Origin of the sequence: Daejeonella sp. JGW-45 (assembly GCF_029360805.1) — a bacterium.
Taxonomy (GTDB): Bacteria; Bacteroidota; Bacteroidia; order Sphingobacteriales; family Sphingobacteriaceae; genus Daejeonella.
In genome coordinates this window covers 424,163-446,471 of record NZ_JARKNC010000002.1, presented here as the reverse complement: position 1 = coordinate 446,471, position 22,309 = coordinate 424,163, and the positions used below count along the sequence as shown (strand labels likewise).

17 protein-coding genes and 1 riboswitch are annotated in these 22,309 nt (G+C 44.1%); of the genes, 6 read left to right on the top strand and 11 right to left on the bottom strand.

Going from position 1 to position 22,309, the window contains the following annotated elements:
- Positions 1-47: 47 nt before the first annotated feature.
- The 7 genes from rnr to P2W76_RS05020 form a co-directional block, all read right to left on the bottom strand.
- The gene (gene rnr / locus P2W76_RS05050) at positions 48-2,177 is read right to left on the bottom strand and encodes a ribonuclease R (RefSeq protein ID WP_276346457.1); all 2,130 of its coding nucleotides are present in this window, start codon (positions 2,175-2,177) and stop codon (positions 48-50) included.
- 422 nt (positions 2,178-2,599) lie between these two features.
- The gene (locus P2W76_RS05045; protein WP_276346456.1) at positions 2,600-2,785 is read right to left on the bottom strand and encodes a hypothetical protein; all 186 of its coding nucleotides are present in this window, start codon (positions 2,783-2,785) and stop codon (positions 2,600-2,602) included.
- A gap of 81 nt (positions 2,786-2,866) precedes the next feature.
- Positions 2,867-3,271: a hypothetical protein gene (locus tag P2W76_RS05040; protein ID WP_276346455.1), complete on the bottom strand. Its 405-nt coding sequence runs from the start codon at positions 3,269-3,271 to the stop codon at positions 2,867-2,869.
- 16 nt (positions 3,272-3,287) lie between these two features.
- Positions 3,288-5,867, bottom strand: coding sequence for a type I DNA topoisomerase (gene topA / locus P2W76_RS05035; protein WP_276346454.1), 2,580 nt, complete (start codon positions 5,865-5,867; stop codon positions 3,288-3,290).
- Between the two features lie 242 nt (positions 5,868-6,109).
- On the bottom strand, positions 6,110-7,198 hold the full coding sequence (gene mnmA, locus P2W76_RS05030) for a tRNA 2-thiouridine(34) synthase MnmA (RefSeq protein ID WP_276346452.1): 1,089 nt from the start codon (positions 7,196-7,198) through the stop codon (positions 6,110-6,112).
- A 207-nt stretch (positions 7,199-7,405) separates the two neighbouring features.
- Entirely contained in the window at positions 7,406-8,773 is a 1,368-nt protein-coding gene (locus P2W76_RS05025) for an NAD-dependent succinate-semialdehyde dehydrogenase (RefSeq protein WP_276346451.1), read from the bottom strand.
- 16 nt (positions 8,774-8,789) lie between these two features.
- Positions 8,790-9,170, bottom strand: coding sequence for a hypothetical protein (locus P2W76_RS05020; RefSeq protein ID WP_276346450.1), 381 nt, complete (start codon positions 9,168-9,170; stop codon positions 8,790-8,792).
- Between the two features lie 214 nt (positions 9,171-9,384).
- On the opposite strand from P2W76_RS05020, the gene P2W76_RS05015 reads away from it, so the two are divergent.
- Complete coding sequence (locus tag P2W76_RS05015; protein WP_276346449.1) at positions 9,385-10,092, top strand: sterol desaturase family protein; 708 nt, start codon at positions 9,385-9,387, stop codon at positions 10,090-10,092.
- Here P2W76_RS05015 and P2W76_RS05010 read toward each other — a convergent pair.
- Entirely contained in the window at positions 10,089-11,300 is a 1,212-nt protein-coding gene (locus P2W76_RS05010; protein ID WP_276346448.1) for an amino acid permease, read from the bottom strand. The two genes, P2W76_RS05015 and P2W76_RS05010, sit on opposite strands and share 4 nt — an antisense overlap.
- A 142-nt stretch (positions 11,301-11,442) precedes the next feature.
- A riboswitch (cobalamin riboswitch) is annotated at positions 11,443-11,635 on the top strand.
- A gap of 90 nt (positions 11,636-11,725) precedes the next feature.
- Between P2W76_RS05010 and P2W76_RS05005 the strand changes: the two genes are divergently transcribed.
- From P2W76_RS05005 to P2W76_RS04995, 3 genes are all read left to right on the top strand, one after another.
- Complete coding sequence (locus P2W76_RS05005) at positions 11,726-12,694, top strand: ribonucleoside-diphosphate reductase small subunit (RefSeq protein ID WP_276346447.1); 969 nt, start codon at positions 11,726-11,728, stop codon at positions 12,692-12,694.
- Between the two features lie 142 nt (positions 12,695-12,836).
- Positions 12,837-15,230, top strand: a complete 2,394-nt coding sequence (locus P2W76_RS05000; protein WP_276346445.1) for a ribonucleoside-diphosphate reductase subunit alpha — start codon at positions 12,837-12,839, stop codon at positions 15,228-15,230.
- Positions 15,231-15,358: 128 nt separating this feature from the next.
- Positions 15,359-15,568 carry a cysteine-rich CWC family protein gene (locus P2W76_RS04995; RefSeq protein ID WP_276346444.1) on the top strand — a complete coding sequence of 70 codons (210 nt, stop codon included), beginning with the start codon at positions 15,359-15,361 and terminating at the stop codon, positions 15,566-15,568.
- Positions 15,569-15,644: 76 nt separating this feature from the next.
- Here the strand turns inward: P2W76_RS04995 and P2W76_RS04990 are convergent, their stop codons facing one another.
- Positions 15,645-16,814: an aldose epimerase family protein gene (locus P2W76_RS04990; RefSeq protein ID WP_276346443.1), complete on the bottom strand. Its 1,170-nt coding sequence runs from the start codon at positions 16,812-16,814 to the stop codon at positions 15,645-15,647.
- 3 nt (positions 16,815-16,817) lie between these two features.
- Positions 16,818-17,876 (bottom strand): glycoside hydrolase family 2 TIM barrel-domain containing protein, encoded by a 1,059-nt coding sequence (locus P2W76_RS04985; protein WP_276346442.1) that lies wholly within the window; start codon positions 17,874-17,876, stop codon positions 16,818-16,820.
- Between the two features lie 227 nt (positions 17,877-18,103).
- Here P2W76_RS04985 and P2W76_RS04980 point away from each other — a divergent pair, with 227 nt between their 5' ends.
- Entirely contained in the window at positions 18,104-20,068 is a 1,965-nt protein-coding gene (locus P2W76_RS04980; protein WP_276346441.1) for a DUF1800 domain-containing protein, read from the top strand.
- 19 nt (positions 20,069-20,087) lie between these two features.
- Positions 20,088-21,356, top strand: coding sequence for a DUF1501 domain-containing protein (locus P2W76_RS04975; protein ID WP_276346440.1), 1,269 nt, complete (start codon positions 20,088-20,090; stop codon positions 21,354-21,356).
- A 30-nt stretch (positions 21,357-21,386) separates the two neighbouring features.
- Here the strand turns inward: P2W76_RS04975 and P2W76_RS04970 are convergent, their stop codons facing one another.
- On the bottom strand, positions 21,387-22,277 hold the full coding sequence (locus tag P2W76_RS04970) for a diacylglycerol kinase family protein (protein WP_276346438.1): 891 nt from the start codon (positions 22,275-22,277) through the stop codon (positions 21,387-21,389).
- Between the last annotated feature and the right edge of the window lie 32 nt (positions 22,278-22,309).

Here is a 22,309-nt window from a genome sequence, read left to right as displayed (position 1 = left end):
AAATCCGAATCTCCGATTTACTCAGACCTCAGGCATCAGACCTCAGGTCAATGTATCAGTGAAAAATCAATCTGCCGTTTGCCGAGGTCTACTTTTTTGACCATAATAGTTACTTCATCACCCAGCTGGAATTTCTTTTTACGTCTTTGCCCGATAATACAGTAATTTTTCTCATCCAGGACATAGAAGTCATCATTCAGATCGCGCAGGCGCACCATGCCTTCGCATTTATTTTCGATGATCTCCACATACATTCCCCACTCGGTCAGACCGGAAATGATCCCTTTGAACTCCTGCCCGATATTGTTTTCCAGATACTCTGCCTGCTTATATTTTACAGAAGCCCGTTCAGCATCTGCAGCCTTTTTCTCCATCAACGATGAATGAAGAGCGAGCTTTTCATATTCTTCCTCATTCACGGACTTGCCCCCTGCGAGATAAAGTTCCAGTAGGCGGTGAACCATAACATCCGGGTACCGCCTGATAGGAGAGGTGAAATGGGTGTAGAAATCAAAGGCTAGTCCGTAGTGGCTATGCTTTTTAGTTGTATAAATGGCCTTAGCCATTGATCTTATGGCGAGTTGGGTCAGCACGTTCTGTTCTTTCTTTCCTTCTACATCGGCCATCAGGAAATTCAGCGACCGTGCGGTCTCCCTGCCAGAACTGATATCTATTTTATAACCGAATTTAAGTGCGAACTGGGAAAAACTTAATAATGCATCTTCCTTGGGCGAGTCGTGAGCCCGGTAAACAAATGTTAATTTCTGTTTTCCTTTCCCTTTTTTTGCGATGAATTCAGCCACCTTCTTGTTCGCAAGCAGCATAAAGTCCTCAATAAGCTTATGGGCATCCTTTCGTTCCTTTACATACACACCTAGCGGTTTTCCATGTTCATCAAGCCTGAATTTAACTTCTGTACTCTCGAAACTGATCGCTCCATGTTTAAACTTCCGTTCCCTGAGTTTATAAGCGAGTGCATTCAGCGCAAGAATCTCATCACTATGTTTACCTGCTTTGTTTTCAATCACCTCCTGTGCCTGTTCATAACTGAATCTTGTATCCGAGTGAATGATCGTCTTTCCATACCATTCATTGATCACATTGGCCTCCTTGTCAAGCTCAAATACAGCAGAAAAACATAGTTTATCTTCGTTAGGGCGTAAAGAACACAGACCATTCGATAATCTCTCCGGAAGCATAGGAATTACCCTGTCAACCAAATAAACAGAGGTTGCCCTTTCAAAGGCTTCCTTATCCAGGGCTGAGTTCGGCCTCACATAGTGTGAAACGTCTGCTATATGTACGCCAACCTCCACGTTGCCATTTTGAAGCTTTTTAAATGAGATGGCATCGTCAAAATCTTTTGCATCTGCAGGATCAATTGTAAATGTAAGGGTATCTCTAAAATCCCTCCTTTTGGCAATTTCTTCTTTCGAGATCGCCTCCGGAATTTCCTCAGCCTCTTTTTCAACCTGTTTCGGGAATTCCAGCGGGAAGCCATAATCGGCCAGGATGGAGTTCATTTCGGCATTGTTGTCTCCCTGCATTCCAAGGACGTGGGTTATTTCCCCGATTGGATTTTTTGCGTCTTCTGGCCAGTCGATAATCCTCGCCACTGCTTTTTCGTTGTCCTTTCCGCCTTTTAGGCCGTCAAGCGGGATGAATATGTCATGCAACATCTTCCGGTCGTCGGGAACAAAAAACGCAAACCGTTCAGACAGCTTAATGATCCCGGTAAAGTTCATCTTCGCTCTTTTGATGATCTCTACAACTTCGCCGTCCTTTTTTCTGCCCTTAGTTTTAGCATACACGTAGGCCTTTACGATATCACCATGAAGAGCTGTACGTAGTTTTCTCGGTGCAATAAATATATCTTCTTCAAACTCATCTTCAGTTACAATGTAGGCTGACCCGTCAGAGGTCATATCTACTTTTCCTGTCACAAAGGTTTTAAGCTCTTTTAAGATGAACTTCCCCCTTTCAGGCTCTGAAAGCAAGCCCTTGCGACTTTCTTCTTTTAAAATCTGCAGGATCAGGTCACGTGACTCCTCATCGTGAAGATGAAGTTTAGCGGCAACTTGTTTATAGTTTAATGGCTTATTCCCCGACTTTTCAAATACGTCGCTGATAAGCTTGGTCAAAACGAGGTTAAAATTATTGGATTTCTTTTTCGACATGTTGTACGAATTTTTACTAAGATAGCTATACGGGATAACTTAAAAGTTAATTTATTATTGGGATAACAATGAGAGGGGAAGATTGTTGGAACAGCGATGTCCGGAGTAGGATTAGCAGGATGATAGGATTTTAGGATGCGGCACGGAGTTCGTCATCCCGAAGCAGCGAAGGGGCTTGAGGGGTTTTGCTTTCTCTGAAGTGCGTCCGGATCTCGTTGTTCTTCCGTCGTCAGAAAGGGTATACTCTGTTCCATTATTAACGATAACAGCTGAATCTGTTTGTTGCCAGAAGCCCTAAAAATGTTGATAATTTTTTAGGCGAATTTGCTGCAGTTAACTGAAATGCCAGAGGCGAACTACCCTAATCTTTGCTTCGTATACTTTGAAGGACAGGGCTATGTGAGTTAAAGTATACGCCGCAACTAGACAGTTATTTTTGAAGCCCGGTTTCTCAACTTCATAATTTCCTTGCCGGCTTTTTTCAGCCACATGTCTTTTTTAATCTGGATTCCGGAATAGATAATTTCCGGCTGTTTCATTCCAAATAAATACTTCACAAATGTACCATCCGGGTACGCTGTGTTAGATACTCTTAATATTGTGTCCATTGATATAATCAGTTATATACTGTTGAATATCAAGGATTGTGCCATGGGAAGGATGAAGAAGATTGCGAGGGTTAAAATTTATCAACCGATCATTACTCCCGGCTTATTTAGTACGGGTACACGGATAAGATTAGTTTCAACAATACTTTCCGGTACAAAGATGAATTTCTTGTCGTAGATCTGGCCATTGATATAATAACTAAGCCAGTACTCGTTGGTTAAACCGAATACCTGTTCGTCAATCATTTCGATCATTGCATAGTCGCTTGGCGGTACGTCGCCAATAGAATGGCGGAGTGTTGAAGTTTTTACTGTTTCCCCATCCTTTTCGCCGTAGCCTTTCGAACTCACTAAAACCGTTTGAATCGCCTCTTCTTTTAAGTTAATAAGATATACATACCATGTTTTAGATTCGGGTGTTGCGCTTTCCATCACCACGGCAATAGAAATATTTTCAACGATATTTTCGGGAAGATCTTTCTTCATACACTAATCCAGTAGCTTACTTCTTTGTCTTTGCCGTCGTTTTTTTAGGTGCAGCTTTTTTAGCCGGTTTTTTCGTCTTTGGAGTGAAAGCGTCGGGAACCTGAGCAGTAATGAATTTTTTGACTTCTTCAAGCGGAAGTTCGGCTAATTCATCTGCGGTAAATTTATCATTTGTCGCCGGATTTTTTCCGAGCTTAAGCATCATCTTACCAAAACGGATAAAAGGCCCCCAACGTCCGTTTTCGATCGCTATTTTTTCGTTTTCCCATTGCTGGATATAACGATTGGATTCTTTTTCTACCTTCTTAGCGATCAGTTCTTCTATCTCGGCCTGTCCAAGTTTATCGAAATTATAACGCACCGGAACATTAATATATAAATTATTCCATTTGATAAACGGTCCGAAACGTCCTTTACCCTTAGTTACACCAAGCCCCTGGTAATGAGCGACAGGAGCATCGGCGAGATTTTTCTCATCTATAATTTCAATCGCGCGTTCCAGGTTAACTGAGAGCGGATCTTCACCCTTGGGAAGAGAAATAAAGCTATCTCCCCATTTTATATAAGGCCCGAACCTGCCGACACCCACACTAACTTCTTTGTCCTGGTAATTCTCAAGCTGAAAAGGAAGTTTAAAAAGATCAAGAGCTTCTTCGAGCGAAATAGTCTCGATCATCTGCCCGGCCCGAAGGCTCGCGTAGCGTGGTTTCTCATCGTCTTCGCTTTCAGCAGCTTCACCAATCTGAACGAAAGGACCGAACCGTCCTATACGTACGGAGATCTTTTTCCCCGTCTCCGGATCTATACCAAGTTCCCTCTCGCCACTGGCACGGTTCGCGTTTTGTAATGTAGTTTCGACTTCTGTATGGAAAGGATTGTAAAATGACCGGAGCATTTCTGTCCAGTTCTTCATGCCCTGAGCAATTTCATCGAATTCTTTCTCAACAGAAGCTGTAAAATTAAAATCCACGATACCTTTAAAATGCTCAACGAGGAAGTCGTTCACCACGGCACCAATGTCAGTAGGGAAGAGTTTATTCTTTTCTGCTCCTGTGTTTTCGGTTTTGACATCTGAATTTATCACTCCGCCCTTCAGGCTGATCACCCGGAAATCACGCTTTTTACCCTCCCTTTCTTCCTTTACTACATATCCCCGATTCTGTATTGTAGAGATTGTAGGGGCATAAGTTGATGGGCGTCCGATGCCAAGTTCTTCGAGTTTTTTAACGAGGCTTGCTTCAGTATAACGGGCCGGCGGCCTTGAATACCGCTCTGTTGCATTCATTTCGCGGAGATTCAATTGCTGCCCCTTGCTTAAAGGTGGCAGGATAGAATTCTCACTATCTTCATTAAGGCTTATTTCCTGTTCGTCTTCATCGGTCGATTCAATGTAGACCTTCAGGAATCCGTCAAATTTCATGACCTCGCCGTTTGCTACAAATTCTTCCTTCCGCGTAGAAATGTCTATTCTGGCCGTGGTTTTTTCAAAAGCTGCTTCAGCCATTTGTGAAGCAATCGACCGTTTCCATATCAGATCGTATAATCGTTGTTCAGAAGGGTCGCCACTAATGCTATGCTGTTCGAAATAGGTAGGGCGGATCGCCTCGTGAGCTTCTTGTGCTCCCGCCGATTTGGTTTTATATTTTCTTAATTGATGATATTTCTCTCCGAACGCAGATTTTATTTCGGCTGCTGCAGCCTTTAGGGCTGTATCGGAAAGATTCACTGAGTCTGTTCGCATGTAGGTTATTTTTCCATGCTCGTATAACTTCTGCGCAACAGACATTGTGCGGGCAACGGAAAACCCAAGCTTCCTGCTAGCCTCCTGCTGAAGGGTAGAGGTGGTGAACGGTGCTGCCGGACTTCTTTTCGTTGGCCTGGTTTCCAGTGATTTTATAGTAAAAATAGCTTCGACACAGTCTTTCAGGAACTTTTCAGCCTCGGCCGACTGTTCAAACCTTTCAGGTAATTCAGCGCGAAAGATTTCTTTCTGCTTATCGGTGCTGAAAATCGCAACAATCTTAAAAGCAGCGGTCGGCTTAAATCTATTAACTTCCCGCTCACGGTCTACGATAAGACGTACGGCAACCGATTGAACGCGGCCGGCTGATAATGAGGGTTTTACCTTTTTCCAGAGCACTGGTGAGAGCTCAAAACCTACCAGCCTGTCTAAAACGCGTCTTGCCTGCTGTGCATATACCAGGTTGTAGTCGATTTTGCGGGGAGTCTCTATTGCTTTTAAAATGGCCGTTTTCGTGATCTCATGAAAGACTATCCGCTTAGTTTTCTCATCTTTAAGCCCCAAAGTTTCATAAAGGTGCCACGAAATTGCTTCCCCTTCACGGTCCTCATCCGAAGCAAGCCACACCATTTCGGCTGCCTTGGCAAGCTTTTTTAGTTCATTTACAACGGCGCGTTTGTCTGCCGGCACCTCATAGCGCTGATCAAAATTATTGTTAACGTCAATAGCGTCGTCGGTCTTGATCAGATCTCGTATATGTCCGTAACTTGACTTAACAAGGAAATCTTTTCCAAGATAACTTTCGATAGTTTTCGCTTTCGCCGGAGATTCAACAATAAGTAGATTTTTAGCCATTCAGTACGGTGATATCTGCAAATAAAGACAATAATTAAGGGAAAATCAAATCAGAGGGGTATTTAAAGCAATATTAGGTGGGAGGAAAGTGTAATCGTTGGTAATCAGGATTCAGTAATCAGTATTCGGTAAACAGTTATCAGTGCTCAGTTATTAGTATTCGGTAAACAGTATTCGGTGGTAGTAATTGGCGGGTTAGCACGGTGTCACTGATTACTGACCACAGATTACTTCCAAGGCACTTACACTAAAAAACCACCTCCCAACAGATCATTCCCTTGATAGAAGACCGCTGACTGGCCTGGTGCGATGCCGGATACAGAATGGTGAAAATCTACTTTAATCAAGTCGCCAGATTGGCTAAGTGTACTCATTGCTCCTGAATCTTTATAACGGATCTTGGTAATGGCTTCGAGTGGCTGGTTAATTGAGGCGTATTTTACGAGATTGACATTACGTACCATAGCTTCAGAACGTTCAAGTTCCTCTACTGTTCCTAACATAACGGTATTTGACTCCGGCAGGATCCTGGTGACGAACATAGGATGGCCAAAGGCGACACCCAGGCCTTTGCGCTGGCCTATTGTATAAAAAGGATATCCCTGATGTTTGCCTGCAATGGTTCCGTCACTTAACATAAAATTACCTGGACCGACACGGTCGTCAAGGTCATGGACTTTATTCCTAAGAAAGGCGCGGTAATCATTATCCGGTACAAAGCAGATCTCATAGCTTTCCGATTTGTTAGCAAGTTCGAGCTGTCCCATATCCTTTGCCATTTGACGGATTTCAGACTTGGCAAAGCTGCCAAGCGGAAATTGTGTCCTGGCGAGGTTTTCCTGAGAAACGCCCCACAGCACATATGACTGGTCTTTGTGCTCATCTTTGCCTTTAGAAATAACATATCTCCCGTTATCCTGCAGGCGGATATTAGCATAATGGCCAGTAGCAATAAATTCGCAGTCAAGTTTGTCGGCACGTTTTAGCAACGCTTCCCATTTAATATGGGTGTTACACAAAACGCAGGGATTAGGAGTACGGCCAGCCAGATACTCATCAACGAAGTTGTCGATTACAAAATCACCAAACTCGTCCCGGATATCAAGAATATAATGCGGGAAGCCATAACCAACAGCGAGCGCCCTGGCGTCGTTGATGCTATCAAGACTACAGCAACCGGTTTCTTTCGACGAGCCACCGGATGATGCGTAATCCCAGGTTTTCATAGTAAGGCCGATCACCTCATAACCCTGCTCGTGAAGCATAACTGCTGCCACCGAACTATCTACACCACCACTCATGGCGACCAAAACTCTGCCTCTTTTACTCATTGATATTCAATTCGGTGCAAAGATAGGGGTTTGGATGCTTAATTTGAAGGCCTAGTGTCAGGAAGGGGTCTTTTTTGGGAATAGCAAATGGGAAATAGCAAATGGGGATAGGAAATGGAGAATAGGGAATGGGGAATAAGCAAATTGGGAATAGGAAATTGAACAGCAGCAGGTAATTCCCTATTTCCTATTCCCAATTCACCCTTCCTATTTAACATAAACCGTCTTAATATTCACAAACTCCTTTATCCCATAATATGAAAGCTCACGCCCATAGCCCGATTGTTTGACGCCACCGAAAGGCAATCTCTGATCCGACTTAACAAAGGCATTGACAAAGCAGGATCCGGCCTCGATTTGTGTAGCCGCTATCGTTTCGGCCCGGGCAATGTCTTTTGAGAATATTGCTGCTCCAAGACCAAATACAGAATCATTTGCGATTTTTATAGCGTCACTTTCATTTTCAGCACTGATAATCGCGGCGACGGGGCCAAATAGCTCTTCATCATACGCGGGCATACCTTTTTTGACGCCGGTTAATACAGTAGGCGGGTAAAACGCATTGTTACCATCCGGTATAAATCCACCGAGCAGGCATTTTGCACTCATTTCGATGCTTTTCTTAACCTGTTCATGTAATTCGTTGCGAAGATCTGTTCTTGCCTGCGGGCCGATATCGGTGGTCGGGTCGGTGGGATCCCCCATAATTTTAGATCCCATTTTTTTAAGGAATAGATCCGTAAATTCCTCTAAAACGGACTTCACCACAATAAATCGCTTAGCCGCAATACAGCTTTGTCCGCTATTGATAAGCCTGCTGTTTACGCAGGTCTCTGCAGCGAGTTCAAGATCGGCGTCATGGAGAACCACGTAGGCATCACTGCCTCCCAGTTCAAGAACCGTTTTTTTTATAAGCGATCCGGCTTTTTCCGCTACCTTTTTGCCAGCTTCTGTACTGCCGGTGAGGGTTACAGCCTTGACCAGGCCATTTTCGATTACCGGGTTAACTTCTGAGCCGGGGATGAGCAGCGTCCTGAAGACGTTTTCGGGAAAGCCGGCGGCCCTGATAATGTTTTCAATTTCTACCGCACATCCGAAAACATTTGAAGCATGTTTAAGAATACCGCAGTTGCCGGCCATTAGGGCAGGGGCCAGAAACCGGAAAACCTGCCAAAATGGGAAGTTCCAGGGCATAACGGCTAATATCAGCCCCAAAGGCTGAAAGCTTACATAACTTTTCGATGCATCCGTAGAAATGATCTCATCCCTTAAAAAATCTTCGGTATGCTTTGCGTAGAATTCACAGGCATCGGCACATTTCTCTACCTCAGCTATGCCACCTTTTAAAGGTTTGCCCATCTCTGTGGCCATTAACATTGCCAGCTCCGACTTCCGTTCACGGAGAATTCCGGCCGTCCTGTTCAAAAGCTCAGCCCTTTTTGTAAAGGATATGGTCCGCCAGTTTCCCCAGGCCAGGTGGACTGATCTGATGATATTTTCAACCTCATCAGGTTTGTGGGTTTCGTAGCAGTTAACTACCTGCCCATTAAAAGGATTTATCGAATCAATTCTCATTCCGCATACTAAGAACTTAATTTTTTTTCACAGAATCACCAACAATCTTTTCTTTTAATCTGCGGCTGGCGCTGTCAAGCGTGTCACCTGTTTGCCGGAGTTTTTCTTTAACATCCCGGCCGGTTTCTTTCAAAGATGATTCAATGGAGTCGACACGTGCCTCCGTGCTTGTCATGATATCATAAACCTCGCCATTTCGAAAAACAATTGTACGGTCAGCCAGATCATACTTCCAAATTTCAGCAACCAGGATATCGCGTTTGGTGGTAGGCTCACCAACCTTTTGTATGACCTCGTCCTTTGTCATTCCCTTCGTGATACTTGAAAATTCTTTTTGTTTATCAGCGCATGAGCTCAGTATCAATGAGGCCAGCAGAATAATCATAAACTTTTTCATGTGATTTTATGTTAGTTGAAAAATGTTAAACAAGCCATGCTGAGATAAGTTTTTTCAGACCGCCAACAAGCAGGATCACCGGAATTGAAAATTTCAGAAAACAACATGAAACCAGGTGGTGTTATACAGGCACCTGTAGCTGGCATGGAGGCTTCTGGTAATATGAAACTTCCATGCCAGCACAGAATTTAGTGTTAAATTTTAAGCTGATGCTATGAATTTCCCTAGAATTCACAACAAAGGGCAGGCACGGATATTTGCAGATCCCATCCTTGAACGACTTTCAAAAACCAGGCCATGGGTCATATATTGTATGTATATACCCCTCAGTATTTTCATGATCTACTATAGCTATACCAGTCTCTTTTATTCGGGATATCTAATAACAGGAATCTTCCTGTCGGGACTTATATGCTGGACGCTTTTCGAATATATAGCACATCGTTATCTTTTCCATTTTCATGCAGAAAGTGGTATAGGACGGCGATTAGTTTATATTTTCCATGGTAATCACCATGAGTATCCACGCGATACGATGAGGCTTTTTATGCCGCCGGTACCAAGTATAATCTTTGCATCTATAGTTTTCGGACTTATATGGGGGATATATCGTGTACTGACCGGTACTGGCGACTACGCGCTGATCTTTTTTCCGGGATTCTTAATGGGTTACCTGTTATATGTGTCCATGCATTACGCGATCCATGCCTTTGCACCTCCTAAACCTTTTAAGGCCCTGTGGAGAAATCATCATCTTCATCACTATAAATATCCGGATAAGGGGTTTGGTGTAAGCTCTTCGTTTTGGGACCTGGTATTCGGTACGCTTCCGGAGGCTAATGGACGACCGGTTGATAATAGTTTGAATGAGGATTGCGCGGGAAACAGGCCTGAGTCTGAAACCGGCCCAACGGTTTTTTAGAAAAAAAGGACATATACATTAAAACCGAACAGGAGCAGGGTCATAGTCATTCCTAAAAAGCTGATGACGGGCAGGTTATTAACACTGAACGGAACTTTAAAAGGCCTGCTTTTTTGAGGATCCGAACGCCGGAGAAGTATCACAGTGAGGTTAATTGCAAAGAACGTAATAAAAATAAAGAGGTTAGCGATCATGGCGATTACTTCAATCTTTCCGATCAGCGCGAAAGCCGACATAATAACAAGAATAAGAATCAACGACGCGTAGGGAGTCTGGCGTTTCGATATACTTTTGAAAATCGTAAGGAATTTCACTTGCTTGGCCATATCATATATCACCCGTGAACTACCAAGCATGTTGGAAAGTATGGTGTTGGAGGTTGAAAATAAGGCTATAATTATAATCACAAGCCCCGCAGTATTGCCCAGGCCTTCTTTTGCAATATCCGACAAGGGGCTTGCAGAGGCTGAGAGCTCCTTTATTGGCAAGGCAGAGACAGCGCAAACAGCGACAATCAGATACATTACAGTTACGATTCCGCTGGCTATAAACAATGCTCTCGGGATAGTTTTTCGTGGATTTTTAGTTTCTTCTGCCAACTTAACGATCTCTTCAAAGCCGATGAACGCAAAGAAGCCAAGCGATGCTGCGATCAGCACGGACGTATTTCCCGAATTTGTTCCTTCAAAAAGGTTAACGGACCCGATTTTAGAGAAGGCAGAAACGATCACCAGCACGAGCCCTGAAAATTCTATTACAGTAAAAATGATATTTATTAAAGAAGATTCCCTGATTCCTGAAACGTTTACCAGGAATATTACTCCGATAATGCCAAGTGCACCAAGTACTATTGGTGCGTCTAAAAGCTCACTCAGATAGCCACCAAATCCGACAGCAACGGTCGCTCCGCTTATGATCCCGTTCAATGCGATTATGAAACCTATCGCTGTTCCCGCTGTAACACCCATCGCTTTTTTCGTGTAGACATATTCTCCTCCTGCTTTAGGGTATGCCGCACTGAGTTCTGCATATGAAAATGCAGTTAGCAGAGCAGTGAATGAAGCAATCAGAAATGACAGCCAGGTTAGGTTACCTGAGTATCCTGCCACCTTACCAATTATCGTGTATATTCCAGCCCCGAGTATAGATCCTACTCCAAAAAAGATACATTCGGCTAACGATAATGTCCGTTTGAGTTTTTCTGCCATGCAAAGTAATTTACTGGTGTCATAACAGATCAAAAACTCTATAGTTCGGTCTTAAATAAAACCGGTGTTAAGAATTCCACCAGATGTTTAAAACTTCATAGCCGGGCAAGCTGATTTATCTTCTACTTTTATCCCACAAGTTCTTTTACATAAACTATCCGGTTTGTCTCGCACCTGCGGGACAATTAAAAGGGAACCGTGTTAAAATCACGGGCTGACGTGCAACTGTAAGTAGCTGTCAGCTATGAGAAATCAGCTTTGAACTTTTGTTCACAGCTTCCTGCTCATAGCTCATAGCTGCAAGCCAGACACCTGCCAAAATAGTTTGTTCAAAGCTTTCACGAATAAAGTTTTGACAAAAGCCCGCTCATCTTCTTTCGAAGCAATGTTGCCTTTTGTCATTTCTTGTCACTAAAACAAAGATTATGCAACAGGAAGAAGTATTACTTAAAGAGAACAAGGATCGTTTTGTGATCCTTCCCATTAACTATCCCCAGATCTGGGAGATGTACAAAAAACATGAAGCCAGTTTCTGGACAGCCGAGGAGATCGATCTCTCTGGTGATCTTAAAGATTGGGATAATCTTAACGATGGTGAGCGGCACTTCATCTCGCATATCCTCGCATTTTTCGCAGCCAGTGATGGTATCGTAAATGAAAATCTCGCGGTAAATTTCATGAGCGAAGTTCAGGTTCCGGAAGCGCGTTGTTTTTATGGATTCCAGATCATGATGGAAAATATCCATTCTGAAACGTACGCACTTCTCATCGATACTTATATAAAAGATAGCAAAGAGAAAGATCATTTATTCCATGCGATCGATACAGTTCCTGCAGTTAAGAAAAAGGCTGAATGGGCACTAAGATGGATTGATAACGGAACCTTTGCTGAGCGTCTTGTAGCTTTCGCAGCGGTTGAAGGCATATTTTTCAGTGGCAGCTTTTGCTCTATTTTCTGGTTAAAGAAACGGGGACTTATGCCTGGCTTAACATTCAGTAACGAATTGATCAGCCGCGACGAAGGCCTTCATTGCGAATTTGCCTGCCTGCTTTACAGAATGCTTTCCAGCAAATTGCCCGAAGAAAAAATCCATTCCATCATTCGCGATGCGGTAGAAATTGAAAAGGAGTTTATTACAGAAGCCCTGCCGGTCGACCTCATCGGGATGAATGCCAGGCTAATGAAGCAATATATTGAGTTTGTGGCAGACCGCTGGATAGACGAATTGGGGTATGCCAAAATTTATGGTGCTTCAAATCCATTCGATTTCATGGAAATGATATCCCTGCAAGGCAAAACGAACTTCTTTGAAAAAAGAGTAGGCGATTATCAAAAATCAGGAGTGCTTTCGGGAAGAGAGACGCAGAATTTCTCTTTGGAAGAGGACTTTTAAGGAGTTGAAAGGGGAAAGTTGAAAGTTGAAAGTTGAAAGCTGAAAGTGTTCTTTCAATCTTACCTAATACCTAATCCCTAACACCTAAAGCCTAATCCCCATCACCTAGTAACCAATCATTAACAAAAAACAACAATTTACCATGTACGTACATAAAAGAAACGGGAGACTAGAAACTGTAAAATTCGACAAGATAACTGCGCGGATCCAGAAATTATCATACGGATTAAGTCCGCTTGTAGATCCGATAGACGTGGCTAAGAAGGTGATAGAGGGGATTTTTGACGGAGTTACCACCACAGAGCTGGATAATCTGGCGGCAGAAACCGCGGCGTCATTAACCACCAAACACCCGGATTATGCCTTGCTTGCCAGCAGGATCGCAGTGAGCAACCTCCATAAAAACACAGAAAAATCGTTCTCTGAAACGATGTCGAGGATGTATAATTACACGGACGAACATAATGGCCGTAAAATGCCGCTGATTGCTGACGACGTTTATGAGATCATTAAAGATAATGCTGAGATATTAGACAGTTCGATTATTTATGACCGTGATTTTGGCTTTGACTACTTTGGTTTTAAAACCTTGGAAAAGTCCTATCTATTAAGAATAAACGGTCAGGTTATTGAACGCCCGCAACACATGTATATGCGGGTAGCTATAGGGATTCACAAAGAGGATATAGAGAGCGTAATCGAGACTTATAATCAGATGAGCGAGCGTTGGTTTACGCACGCTACGCCCACCTTATTTAACGCAGGAACGCCCAAGCCACAGATGTCGTCATGTTTCCTTCTATCCATGAAAGATGATAGTATCGATGGGATTTACGACACACTGAAACAAACTGCCAGGATCTCGCAAAGTGCGGGAGGCATAGGTTTGGCCATACATAATGTACGCGCTACCGGAAGTTATATAGGCGGCACCAACGGTACCAGCAACGGGATAGTACCTATGCTCAAAGTATTCAACGACACCGCGAGGTATGTTGATCAGGGCGGCGGCAAGCGCAAAGGCGCCTTCGCGATCTATCTTGAGCCTTGGCATGCCGATGTGTTTGAATTTCTTGACCTGAGGAAAAATCATGGTAAAGAAGAAATGCGGGCCCGCGACCTTTTTTATGCACTTTGGGTGCCCGACTTGTTCATGAAACGGGTAGAAGCCAATGCTGAATGGAGTTTGTTTTGTCCGCACGAAGCCCCCGGGTTATACGAATGTCACGGAGAAGCTTTTGAACAGCTGTATCATCAGTACGAAACGGAAGGGAGGGCGAGGAAGACCATTAAAGCCCAGGAACTTTGGTTTGCGATCCTTGACGCCCAAATTGAAACGGGAACGCCTTATCTTTTATACAAAGACGCAGCGAACAGTAAAAGCAATCAGCAAAACCTGGGCACAATAAAGAGCAGTAACCTATGTACGGAAATTATGGAGTACACCAGTGCCGATGAAGTTGCGGTTTGTAACCTGGCTTCTCTGGCCCTGCCTAGATTTGTGACTAACGGAAACTTCGATTTCGACAAATTATATACGATAACCTACCAGGCTACAAAAAACCTGAACAGGATCATTGATAATAATTACTATCCTGTTGAAGAGGCCAGAAGATCGAATATGAGGCACCGGCCAATCGGGCTTGGGGTACAGGGGCTGGCTGATGTCTTTATTCTTATGCGCCTTCCCTTTGAAAGTGATCTGGCTAAGGTGCTGAATAAGAATATTTTCGAAACTATCTATTTTGCCGCCATGACGGCCAGTAAAGACCTGGCGAAGGATCAGGGTGCTTACGAAACATTTAAAGGTTCACCGTTGTCTGCTGGCAAATTTCAGTTTGACCTGTGGGGTGTGAAACCATCAAACAGGCACGACTGGGAATCGCTGAGAACGGAAGTTATGAAGCATGGGGTAAGGAATTCCCTGCTTGTTGCTCCAATGCCTACAGCTTCAACCTCCCAGGTTCTGGGCAATAACGAATGTTTTGAACCTTATACTTCGAATATTTATACCCGGCGAGTGCTTAGCGGGGAATTTGTGATTGTTAATAAGCACCTTCTTAAGGACCTTGTAAGTTTAGGGTTATGGAACAATGCGATGAAGGACAGTATAATTACCGCTAATGGATCCGTGCAGCATATCGAAGAAATACCTTCGGAGATCCGGGAGCTATATAAAACCGTCTGGGAGATTAAGCAGCGTAACCTGATAGATATGGCGGCAGACCGTGGTGCGTTTATCTGCCAGTCTCAATCGTTGAACCTGTTCGTTGATAGTCCGAATACCGGTAAGCTAACATCGATGCATTTTTACGCCTGGAAGAAGGGTCTGAAAACGGGTATGTACTATTTGCGCACCCAGGCAGCTGCAAAGGCAGTTCAGTTTACAGTAGAGAAGCAGGGTGGTAAAACGATGGAACCACTTGTTCCTCAAATTCATCCGGTGAGCAAAAATGACCTGGATGAGATAGAACCATCTGTGGTAAGCGGCCCCAGCTGCAGTATGGAGGAAGGGTGTGTTACTTGCAGCTCTTAAGGAAGTTGAACGTTATACGTTGTGCGTTTTACGTAAAACCCACTGATTCTAAACGCTGAATAACTTTTGATTTTTGCCAGCGTTTAGCAACTTATAACTTATAACGTAAAACGTATAACTCAAAAAATATGATTTTAAGCAAGCACGAAATTATCCCCTGTGAACGCTGCGGTAAACGAGTTGAGTGTAAGGCTAACTCCTATACCAAATGCCAGTGCAGTAAGGTTCAGTTGAGCTTAAATGAAATACAGTATGTGAGCGAGTGTTTTGACGGATGTTTGTGCGCCGATTGTTTATTAGCCTTGCAGGAAGAGTATCGGGAGTTCCTTAAATCCTGAATTGTTTATATGAGAAGGCAAGAAAAGGCCAATTGAGAACCAATTGGCCTTTTTTTTTAATGATTTTGTTCGACCGTTATTTTTCAGTTGAGAATTTATAGATCGAAATAGTACGGTATTTCTCCCCGGGACTGAGAACTGTAGTAGGGAAGGAGGGCTGGTTTGGCGAGTCTGGAAAATGTTGGGTTTCCATAGCGAAAGCAGTTCTGAATTCATCTTTACTGCCGTTTTTGAATTGGTTTTTTCCCTGCATAAAATTGCCGCTATAGAACTGCATGCCGGGTTCCTGCGTAAAGATGTCCATCTTTATTCCAGATTTGTCCCCGATTACAGTTGCCGCATGCAGCATCCCATTTTCCTTCTTTCCGCTAAGGATATAATTGTGATCATATCCCTTACCAAATTTAAGCTGCTCATTATCCGCATTTATTCTTTTACCGATACTTGTGGCAGACAGGAAGTCAAAGGGGGTTCCTGAAACGCTGCGCAGCTCACCTGTGGGAATAAGCGTGCTATCGACGGGGCTAAATTTATCTGCGAAGATCTGAACAGCATGATCCAGGATCTCACCGCTGCCTTCGCCGTTAAGATTAAAAAACGCATGATTGGTAAGGTTGACGACAGTCTTTTTGTCAGTGCTCGCTTCGTAGACCATTTTCACCTCGTCATTGTCAGTCACAGAATAAGTAACCTTTGATGTAAGATTTCCGGGAAAGCCCTCTTCCCCATCCTTAGCCAAATAGGTAAAGATCAGCGTTCTTTCATCAGGCTGTTCGACATCCCATACCACACCCTGGAATCCTTTAATTCCACCATGCAGGGCATTTTGGCCATTATTTAGAGGTATCTGGTATTCAGTACCGTCCAGAGTGAATTTGCCTTTGGCTATACGGTTTCCATAACGTCCGATAGTTGCGCCGAAATAAGGCTCGGTGGACTTCAGGTAACCCTCAATATTTCCAAAGCCAACCACCACGTCTGTGGAAACACCACGCTTGTCAGGAACCCAAAGACCAGTGATACGTGCGCCGTAGTTTGTAAAATATGCAGTGATTTTGCCATTACCGATCTCGTAAGAACTTACTTTTTTACCATCGATTATTTTACTGAATGCCCCCATATCCGGGCGACGTATCGAACGGTCATCCATGTTTTCTGAAGATTGAGTGTTATTAGTACATGCCATGAAACTGATAGTTGTAAAGATCAGCAGGCTCGTGTACATTCCATTGATTCCGCAGTTCATTGTTTATTTGTTGTTTAATTTTTTTATCAGGTCCGTTTCAGCTGTACGATATATTCGTCCGTCTGGCCAGAAAATATCGTGGAACCAATCTGTTGGTTGCCCACCGTCTTTAATTGGAGTATCCCACGCATAGATTGTATTGGTCTTTCCCGCGACCAATCCCCAGTTAATTGCTCCTATCTTTTGGTCTTTCAGCATAGGCATGGTATTAGCAAATGTGCTGTTCTTCGTCCTCGCCATATATTCGGTACATATTAAAGGCCGGTCATGTGTTTTTAATAATTGGAGAACCCTTTTGTGCCACTCAGGCGCTTCATAGTTATGATACGTTATTACATCAGAGTTTGCGATCTGAACAGCGTTGAGCTTTTCAAAATCCCATCTCCACAGGCCTGCCGAAATCGGCTGATCGGTATTGGCAGCTCTGGCCCACTCGAAAACCTTAGTCAGCAGGGGAAGGGAGGTATCTAACTTCCCTGAATTCCCCGGCTCGTTGTACAAGTCCCACAACAGCACCCGCTTATCCTTTGCAAAATGCGTCATTACATCCTTTACATATTTCTCCAGTTCAGGAAAATTCGCAGGGTCTTTCGATGCCGGGTCTCCGGGGTCCTGAACCCAGCCCGAATTGTGTATGCCTGACTGCGGTGCCGGCTGTTTTCCGATAAAACCCATTTTATTCCAGCAATCGTCAAAAAAAACAAAAATCGTTTTAATGCCATGTTTATTTGCAATAGTTAGATATTGACCCATCCTGTCCTTAAAGCCTTTCGGATCCTGCTTATAGGCCAGGCTATGGAGATAAACCCTCATCGTATTGAATCCAAGCCCCTCGGCCCAGCCAAGTTCACGATCAATAGTTTTCGGATCGAAGGTGCCGGCCTGCCACATCTCCAGTTGGTTAATGGCGGTGCTGGGTATAAAATTGGCGCCATTTATCCAGGGATGCTGTGCATACCATTGTTTTGCTTTTTCTGCACTCCAGCGCCCGGAACTTTGTGCGCTTACATGTAATGAAATCACCATAAATGCGATGGCAAATGCAATATTCTTTATTCTCATATTATTATCTGTTTATTTTCACGTGATGTTTACAGCCAAATCAAATCTATCTAAATCAAATATAAATCAGGCCGAAAAATCTATTTTTTTAGACGCCTTACAGGGCTCGGGGAACGGGGAATTTGCATACCATAAGCAAGGGGCAAAGACTAACAACTAACAATTATCGTTTTATTTTAATCCTTTGCGAATTTCTGTAGTCAGACAACTACAAACCGGTTGATGATATGAAAACTACATTAAGGTACTTCTTTCTGCCACTTATCATATCTGCGCTTATCATATTTTCTTCTTTCCCGGGAGATTTACCCGCGACTGTAAATTTCCCTTATAAAAAGGCGGGACTGACGGAACGCCAGGCGGCAGCCCACCTATTAAGCAGGTTTACCTATGGTGCAAGGCCTGGTGATATTGATGCTCTTGTAAAAATGGGTCTTGAGAAATGGTTTTTTCAGCAGTTGAAGGGGGATTTGCCCGATCAGTCCTTGAAAGCCAGGCTTCAGAATTATGATGCCATCAACCTTAGTAATAATGAGGTTTCCAGATTATTTCCAAACAATGGTCAGGTTATCCGGATGGCGATAAAGGACGGCCTCATCCATAAGGATTCAATCCAGGCAGATAAAAAAGCATACAGGGATCAAATACTGTCCTACATGACGCAAAACGGTTACCGGCCACAGGCGGAACTATACAGGCAGCTGATCAATCAAAAGATACTGAGAGCGGCATACTCGCATAACCAAATGCGTGAGCTCCTGACGGATTTTTGGTTCAATCATTTTAATGTTTCACTTACAAAAGGGCAATCGGCCGAATTTGTCCCAGCCTATGAACGCGACGTCATCAGGCCCAATGTGTTTGGCAGTTTTGAAAGTCTCGTGCTCGCTACGGCCAAATCCCCGGCGATGTTGACCTATCTTGATAACTTCAGCAGTTCCGGATCACCTGAAAGCTTGCCACAGACTGCTAATCCGGCTTTGCAAAGGCGGCTGGCAGCACAGCGTGCTGCAAACGTTACAGATTCGTCAATAAAAGCAAGGGTGCCTGCGAAGCTTCAACAAAACAGAAAGATACAGGGACTCAATGAGAATTACGCACGGGAGGTTATGGAACTCCATACTCTGGGTGTGGATGGGGGCTATACACAGGCAGATGTAACGCAGGCTGCACGGGTATTAACGGGCTGGACTGTTTATCCCATGGAGAATGGCTATGCGTCTGCTTTAAAGAACACACTCGATAAGATAGGTGAACAAAATCTTGCAAAAAGAGGCTTTGTTCATGAAGGAGACTTCCTTTTTGCAGCAAACAGGCATGATACCGGGGAAAAGACAGTGATGGGCAGGCACTTTCCTGCAAACGGCGGATACGAAGAGGGGGTACAGCTTTTGGAGATGCTTGCAAATCATCCTTCTGCAGCAAATTTTATTTCCCGGAAAATTGCAATCCGCTTTGTTAGCGACGACCCCTCACCGAAAATTGTTAATAAAATGACCACAACCTTCATTAAAACAAAGGGCGATATTTCTAAAGTTTTAACAGCTATGGTCTCCTCGCCGGAGTTTTGGAGTAAGGATGCGCTTCGCGAAAAAACTAAATCACCCTTTGAGCTTGCTATTAGTGCGGTAAGGGCTTTGAACGCTGATATTGGCCAACCTTATCAGTTGTACAACTGGATTAACAGGATGGGTCAAAAGATATATTCCTACCAGGCACCTACCGGATTCCCTGATCGGGGGCAGTATTGGATCAATACAGGCTCTTTACTAAATCGCATGAATTTTGGCCTTGCGCTTGCTTCACAGCGAATCCCCGGAGTTAAGGTCAATCTGGCTGCCTTAAATAATAATCGTGAGCCTGAGAGCTCCGGAACAGCTCTGATGACGTACGGGCGAGTGATCATGCCAGAAAGAGATCTCAGTGAAACCATTGATCGTCTTAAGCCAATGCTTAACGATCCACTTCTGCAGAAAAAGATAGAAGACGCAGCATTGAAAAATTCTCCTCCGGAGGAAAAACCGCAGCCGGGGGAGGCTGATCCGCAGATGACTGATGCGGGAAGGAGCAAACCCGTTAAAAGGACGGGCCTAAAAGACCCGTCGAAAATGACCAACAACCAGGCATCCAATACGGTTCTTGCGCAGGTAGTCGGCGTTATACTTGGATCTCCGGAATTTCAGCGTAAATAGGAATTAAAAACGAATGGCGATGATATCCAGAAAAGCATTCTTAAAAGCCGGAGGGCTGGCGCTCTTTGGGATCAGTGTGGGAGGCATTCCAACTTTTCTTGCCGAAGCAGCGAGCCTTGTGCAGGCGCCCGGGCTTTTTAAACGTAAAAAGATTCTTGTCTCCATATTCCAAAGGGGTGCTATGGACGGCCTTATGGCGGTTACGCCATTCGGCGATAAATATCTTCAGGCGGCACGGCCCGGCCTGATGATGTCAGCAGCCAAAGCAGGTAATGCAAAACCCCTTATCGATCTCGATGGACGTTTCGGGCTTCATCCATCTATGGAAGCGTTTGAGAGAATGTTCCGCGAAAAGAGACTGGCGATCGTGCATGGAATGGGCTCGCCTAATAATAGCCGCTCGCATTTTGATGCGCAGGACTATATGGAATCGGGAACTCCTTTCAGCAAGGGCACCCCGAGCGGCTGGCTCAACCGGGCAGTCGGTCTTTTGGGCCATGAAGCCACTCCATTTCAGGCCGTGAGTTTAACATCCTCCATGCCCAGGTCCTTTTATGGTGATATGCCTTCAGTAGCTATCAGCAACCTTCAGGATTTTGCCATTCAGATGAAAGGAAATCCCACAGGTACGAGCCGCGTTTCGCAAAGCTTTGAAGACCTTTACGATCAAACTGCTTCAGGTTTGCTCAAACAAACCGGTAAGGAAAGCTTTGACGCGATTAAAATGCTTCAGAAAGCTGATATTAAGAATTACAAACCCGCAAATAATGCTGTTTATCCGAATACAGCCCTGGGAAATTCACTAAGGCAGATCGCACAGCTTATTAAAATGGATGTTGGACTGGAGGTTGCCTTCGCCGAATCCGGAGGATGGGATACCCACTTTAACCAGGGAAAGGAAACGGGCATATTTGCCCGGAATGTAAGCGACCTGAGCAATAGCATTATGGCATTCTGGACGGATATGGACGCATACCAGGATGACCTCACCGTAATGACAATGACCGAGTTTGGACGTACTGTCAAACAGAACGGCACCGGCGGTACAGATCATGGCCGGGCTTCATGTAACTTCATTCTCGGTAATGGTGTGAATGGAGGACTGGTTCATGGAGATGTCCAGCCGCTGGCGCTGGAAAACCTTGAAGATGGGCGTGACCTGGCTGTTACGACAGATTTCAGAAGTGTTTTCGGCGAAGTGGCCGGCAGGCATTTATTGATAAATAATAATAAAATACTGTTCCCGGGATTTAAAGGGGGGAGCATCGGCGTAATGAAGGGAAGTTGATTTAAGATGAAATCAGAATGTCCTTAAACATCACTGAAAAAATTCAAGCAAGCCGCTATGGTTCTCAATTTTCAGTTCCGGATGTTCTTTCATTTGGATGAGCTTGTCATCAATATGGCCATCGGATCCTTGCCAGTTAATATATATCTGGCGCCCCTGAATGGGATTCAGTTTTAGTGGTTTCTCCTTTCCTTTAAGCTTTTCTCCTACGTAAGAGCTCAGTACCTTTCTCTTGTCTTCGTGAATAAGGATAATATCAAAAAGGCCATCCGCGGTATCGGCATCAGGTGCCATAAGAAGATTCGGGCCAATGGAAGGTATATTCATTACCTCTATCATTAAGTATTCGCCTGAATAATCCTGCCCGTCTATAACAATATGAGCGAAGTGCGGCTTATAAGAAGCAATCACCTTCTGCAGGGCTTTCAAAGCGGCTCCCATTCTCTTTTCGGGGTCATCTGAAAGGTTATCATCAACGCTTTTCATTTGACGCATGAGTTCCGGAAATACGCCGTAACCCAGCCCTTCCATGAAAAAATCATATTTAGGCATGCCGTACACCCGGCCCACATCGAATTTCCTGAGCTTGGGTTTTAACCACGACTCGATTATCTTTTCAGGGTCGTTGCCTATACTTAAAGCCCGCGAAAGATTATTCGCGGTACCAAGCGGGAGGATGGCAATCGGGAACCTCTTGTCGACCAATCGCCTGTTTAACAAGCTTTTCGCAGTTTTTTTTACTGTTCCGTCACCGCCCGCCACGACAATAAAGTCGGTTTCTTGCGGAATGTCCCAGTCTGAAGACTTTATTGACGAGTAATCGCAAATAAACCCTTTTGACTCGATCATGGAAATCAGTTTCTGTTTAGAGTGACTTTCGTCCCCGGCTTTATCATTATGCAGAAGTTTTACCCTGGTCATGTGCTAATTGATATCTTCTTGAAACATAGAAA

What these genes read in the sequence shown, in the direction of transcription:
- P2W76_RS05045 (WP_276346456.1), bottom strand. Translation starts at nt 2,785, where the DNA reads ATGGACACAATATTAAGAGTATCTAACACAGCGTACCCGGATGGTACA.
- P2W76_RS04980 (WP_276346441.1), top strand. Translation starts at nt 18,104, where the DNA reads ATGAAAACTACATTAAGGTACTTCTTTCTGCCACTTATCATATCTGCG.
- P2W76_RS04970 (WP_276346438.1), bottom strand. Translation starts at nt 22,277, where the DNA reads ATGACCAGGGTAAAACTTCTGCATAATGATAAAGCCGGGGACGAAAGT.
- P2W76_RS04975 (WP_276346440.1), top strand. Translation starts at nt 20,088, where the DNA reads ATGATATCCAGAAAAGCATTCTTAAAAGCCGGAGGGCTGGCGCTCTTT.
- P2W76_RS04985 (WP_276346442.1), bottom strand. Translation starts at nt 17,876, where the DNA reads ATGAGAATAAAGAATATTGCATTTGCCATCGCATTTATGGTGATTTCA.
- P2W76_RS05005 (WP_276346447.1), top strand. Translation starts at nt 11,726, where the DNA reads ATGCAACAGGAAGAAGTATTACTTAAAGAGAACAAGGATCGTTTTGTG.
- P2W76_RS04995 (WP_276346444.1), top strand. Translation starts at nt 15,359, where the DNA reads ATGATTTTAAGCAAGCACGAAATTATCCCCTGTGAACGCTGCGGTAAA.
- P2W76_RS05000 (WP_276346445.1), top strand. Translation starts at nt 12,837, where the DNA reads ATGTACGTACATAAAAGAAACGGGAGACTAGAAACTGTAAAATTCGAC.
- P2W76_RS05025 (WP_276346451.1), bottom strand. Translation starts at nt 8,773, where the DNA reads ATGAGAATTGATTCGATAAATCCTTTTAATGGGCAGGTAGTTAACTGC.
- P2W76_RS05010 (WP_276346448.1), bottom strand. Translation starts at nt 11,300, where the DNA reads ATGGCAGAAAAACTCAAACGGACATTATCGTTAGCCGAATGTATCTTT.
- mnmA (WP_276346452.1), bottom strand. Translation starts at nt 7,198, where the DNA reads ATGAGTAAAAGAGGCAGAGTTTTGGTCGCCATGAGTGGTGGTGTAGAT.
- P2W76_RS04990 (WP_276346443.1), bottom strand. Translation starts at nt 16,814, where the DNA reads ATGAACTGCGGAATCAATGGAATGTACACGAGCCTGCTGATCTTTACA.
- P2W76_RS05015 (WP_276346449.1), top strand. Translation starts at nt 9,385, where the DNA reads ATGAATTTCCCTAGAATTCACAACAAAGGGCAGGCACGGATATTTGCA.
- P2W76_RS05040 (WP_276346455.1), bottom strand. Translation starts at nt 3,271, where the DNA reads ATGAAGAAAGATCTTCCCGAAAATATCGTTGAAAATATTTCTATTGCC.
- rnr (WP_276346457.1), bottom strand. Translation starts at nt 2,177, where the DNA reads ATGTCGAAAAAGAAATCCAATAATTTTAACCTCGTTTTGACCAAGCTT.
- topA (WP_276346454.1), bottom strand. Translation starts at nt 5,867, where the DNA reads ATGGCTAAAAATCTACTTATTGTTGAATCTCCGGCGAAAGCGAAAACT.
- P2W76_RS05020 (WP_276346450.1), bottom strand. Translation starts at nt 9,170, where the DNA reads ATGAAAAAGTTTATGATTATTCTGCTGGCCTCATTGATACTGAGCTCA.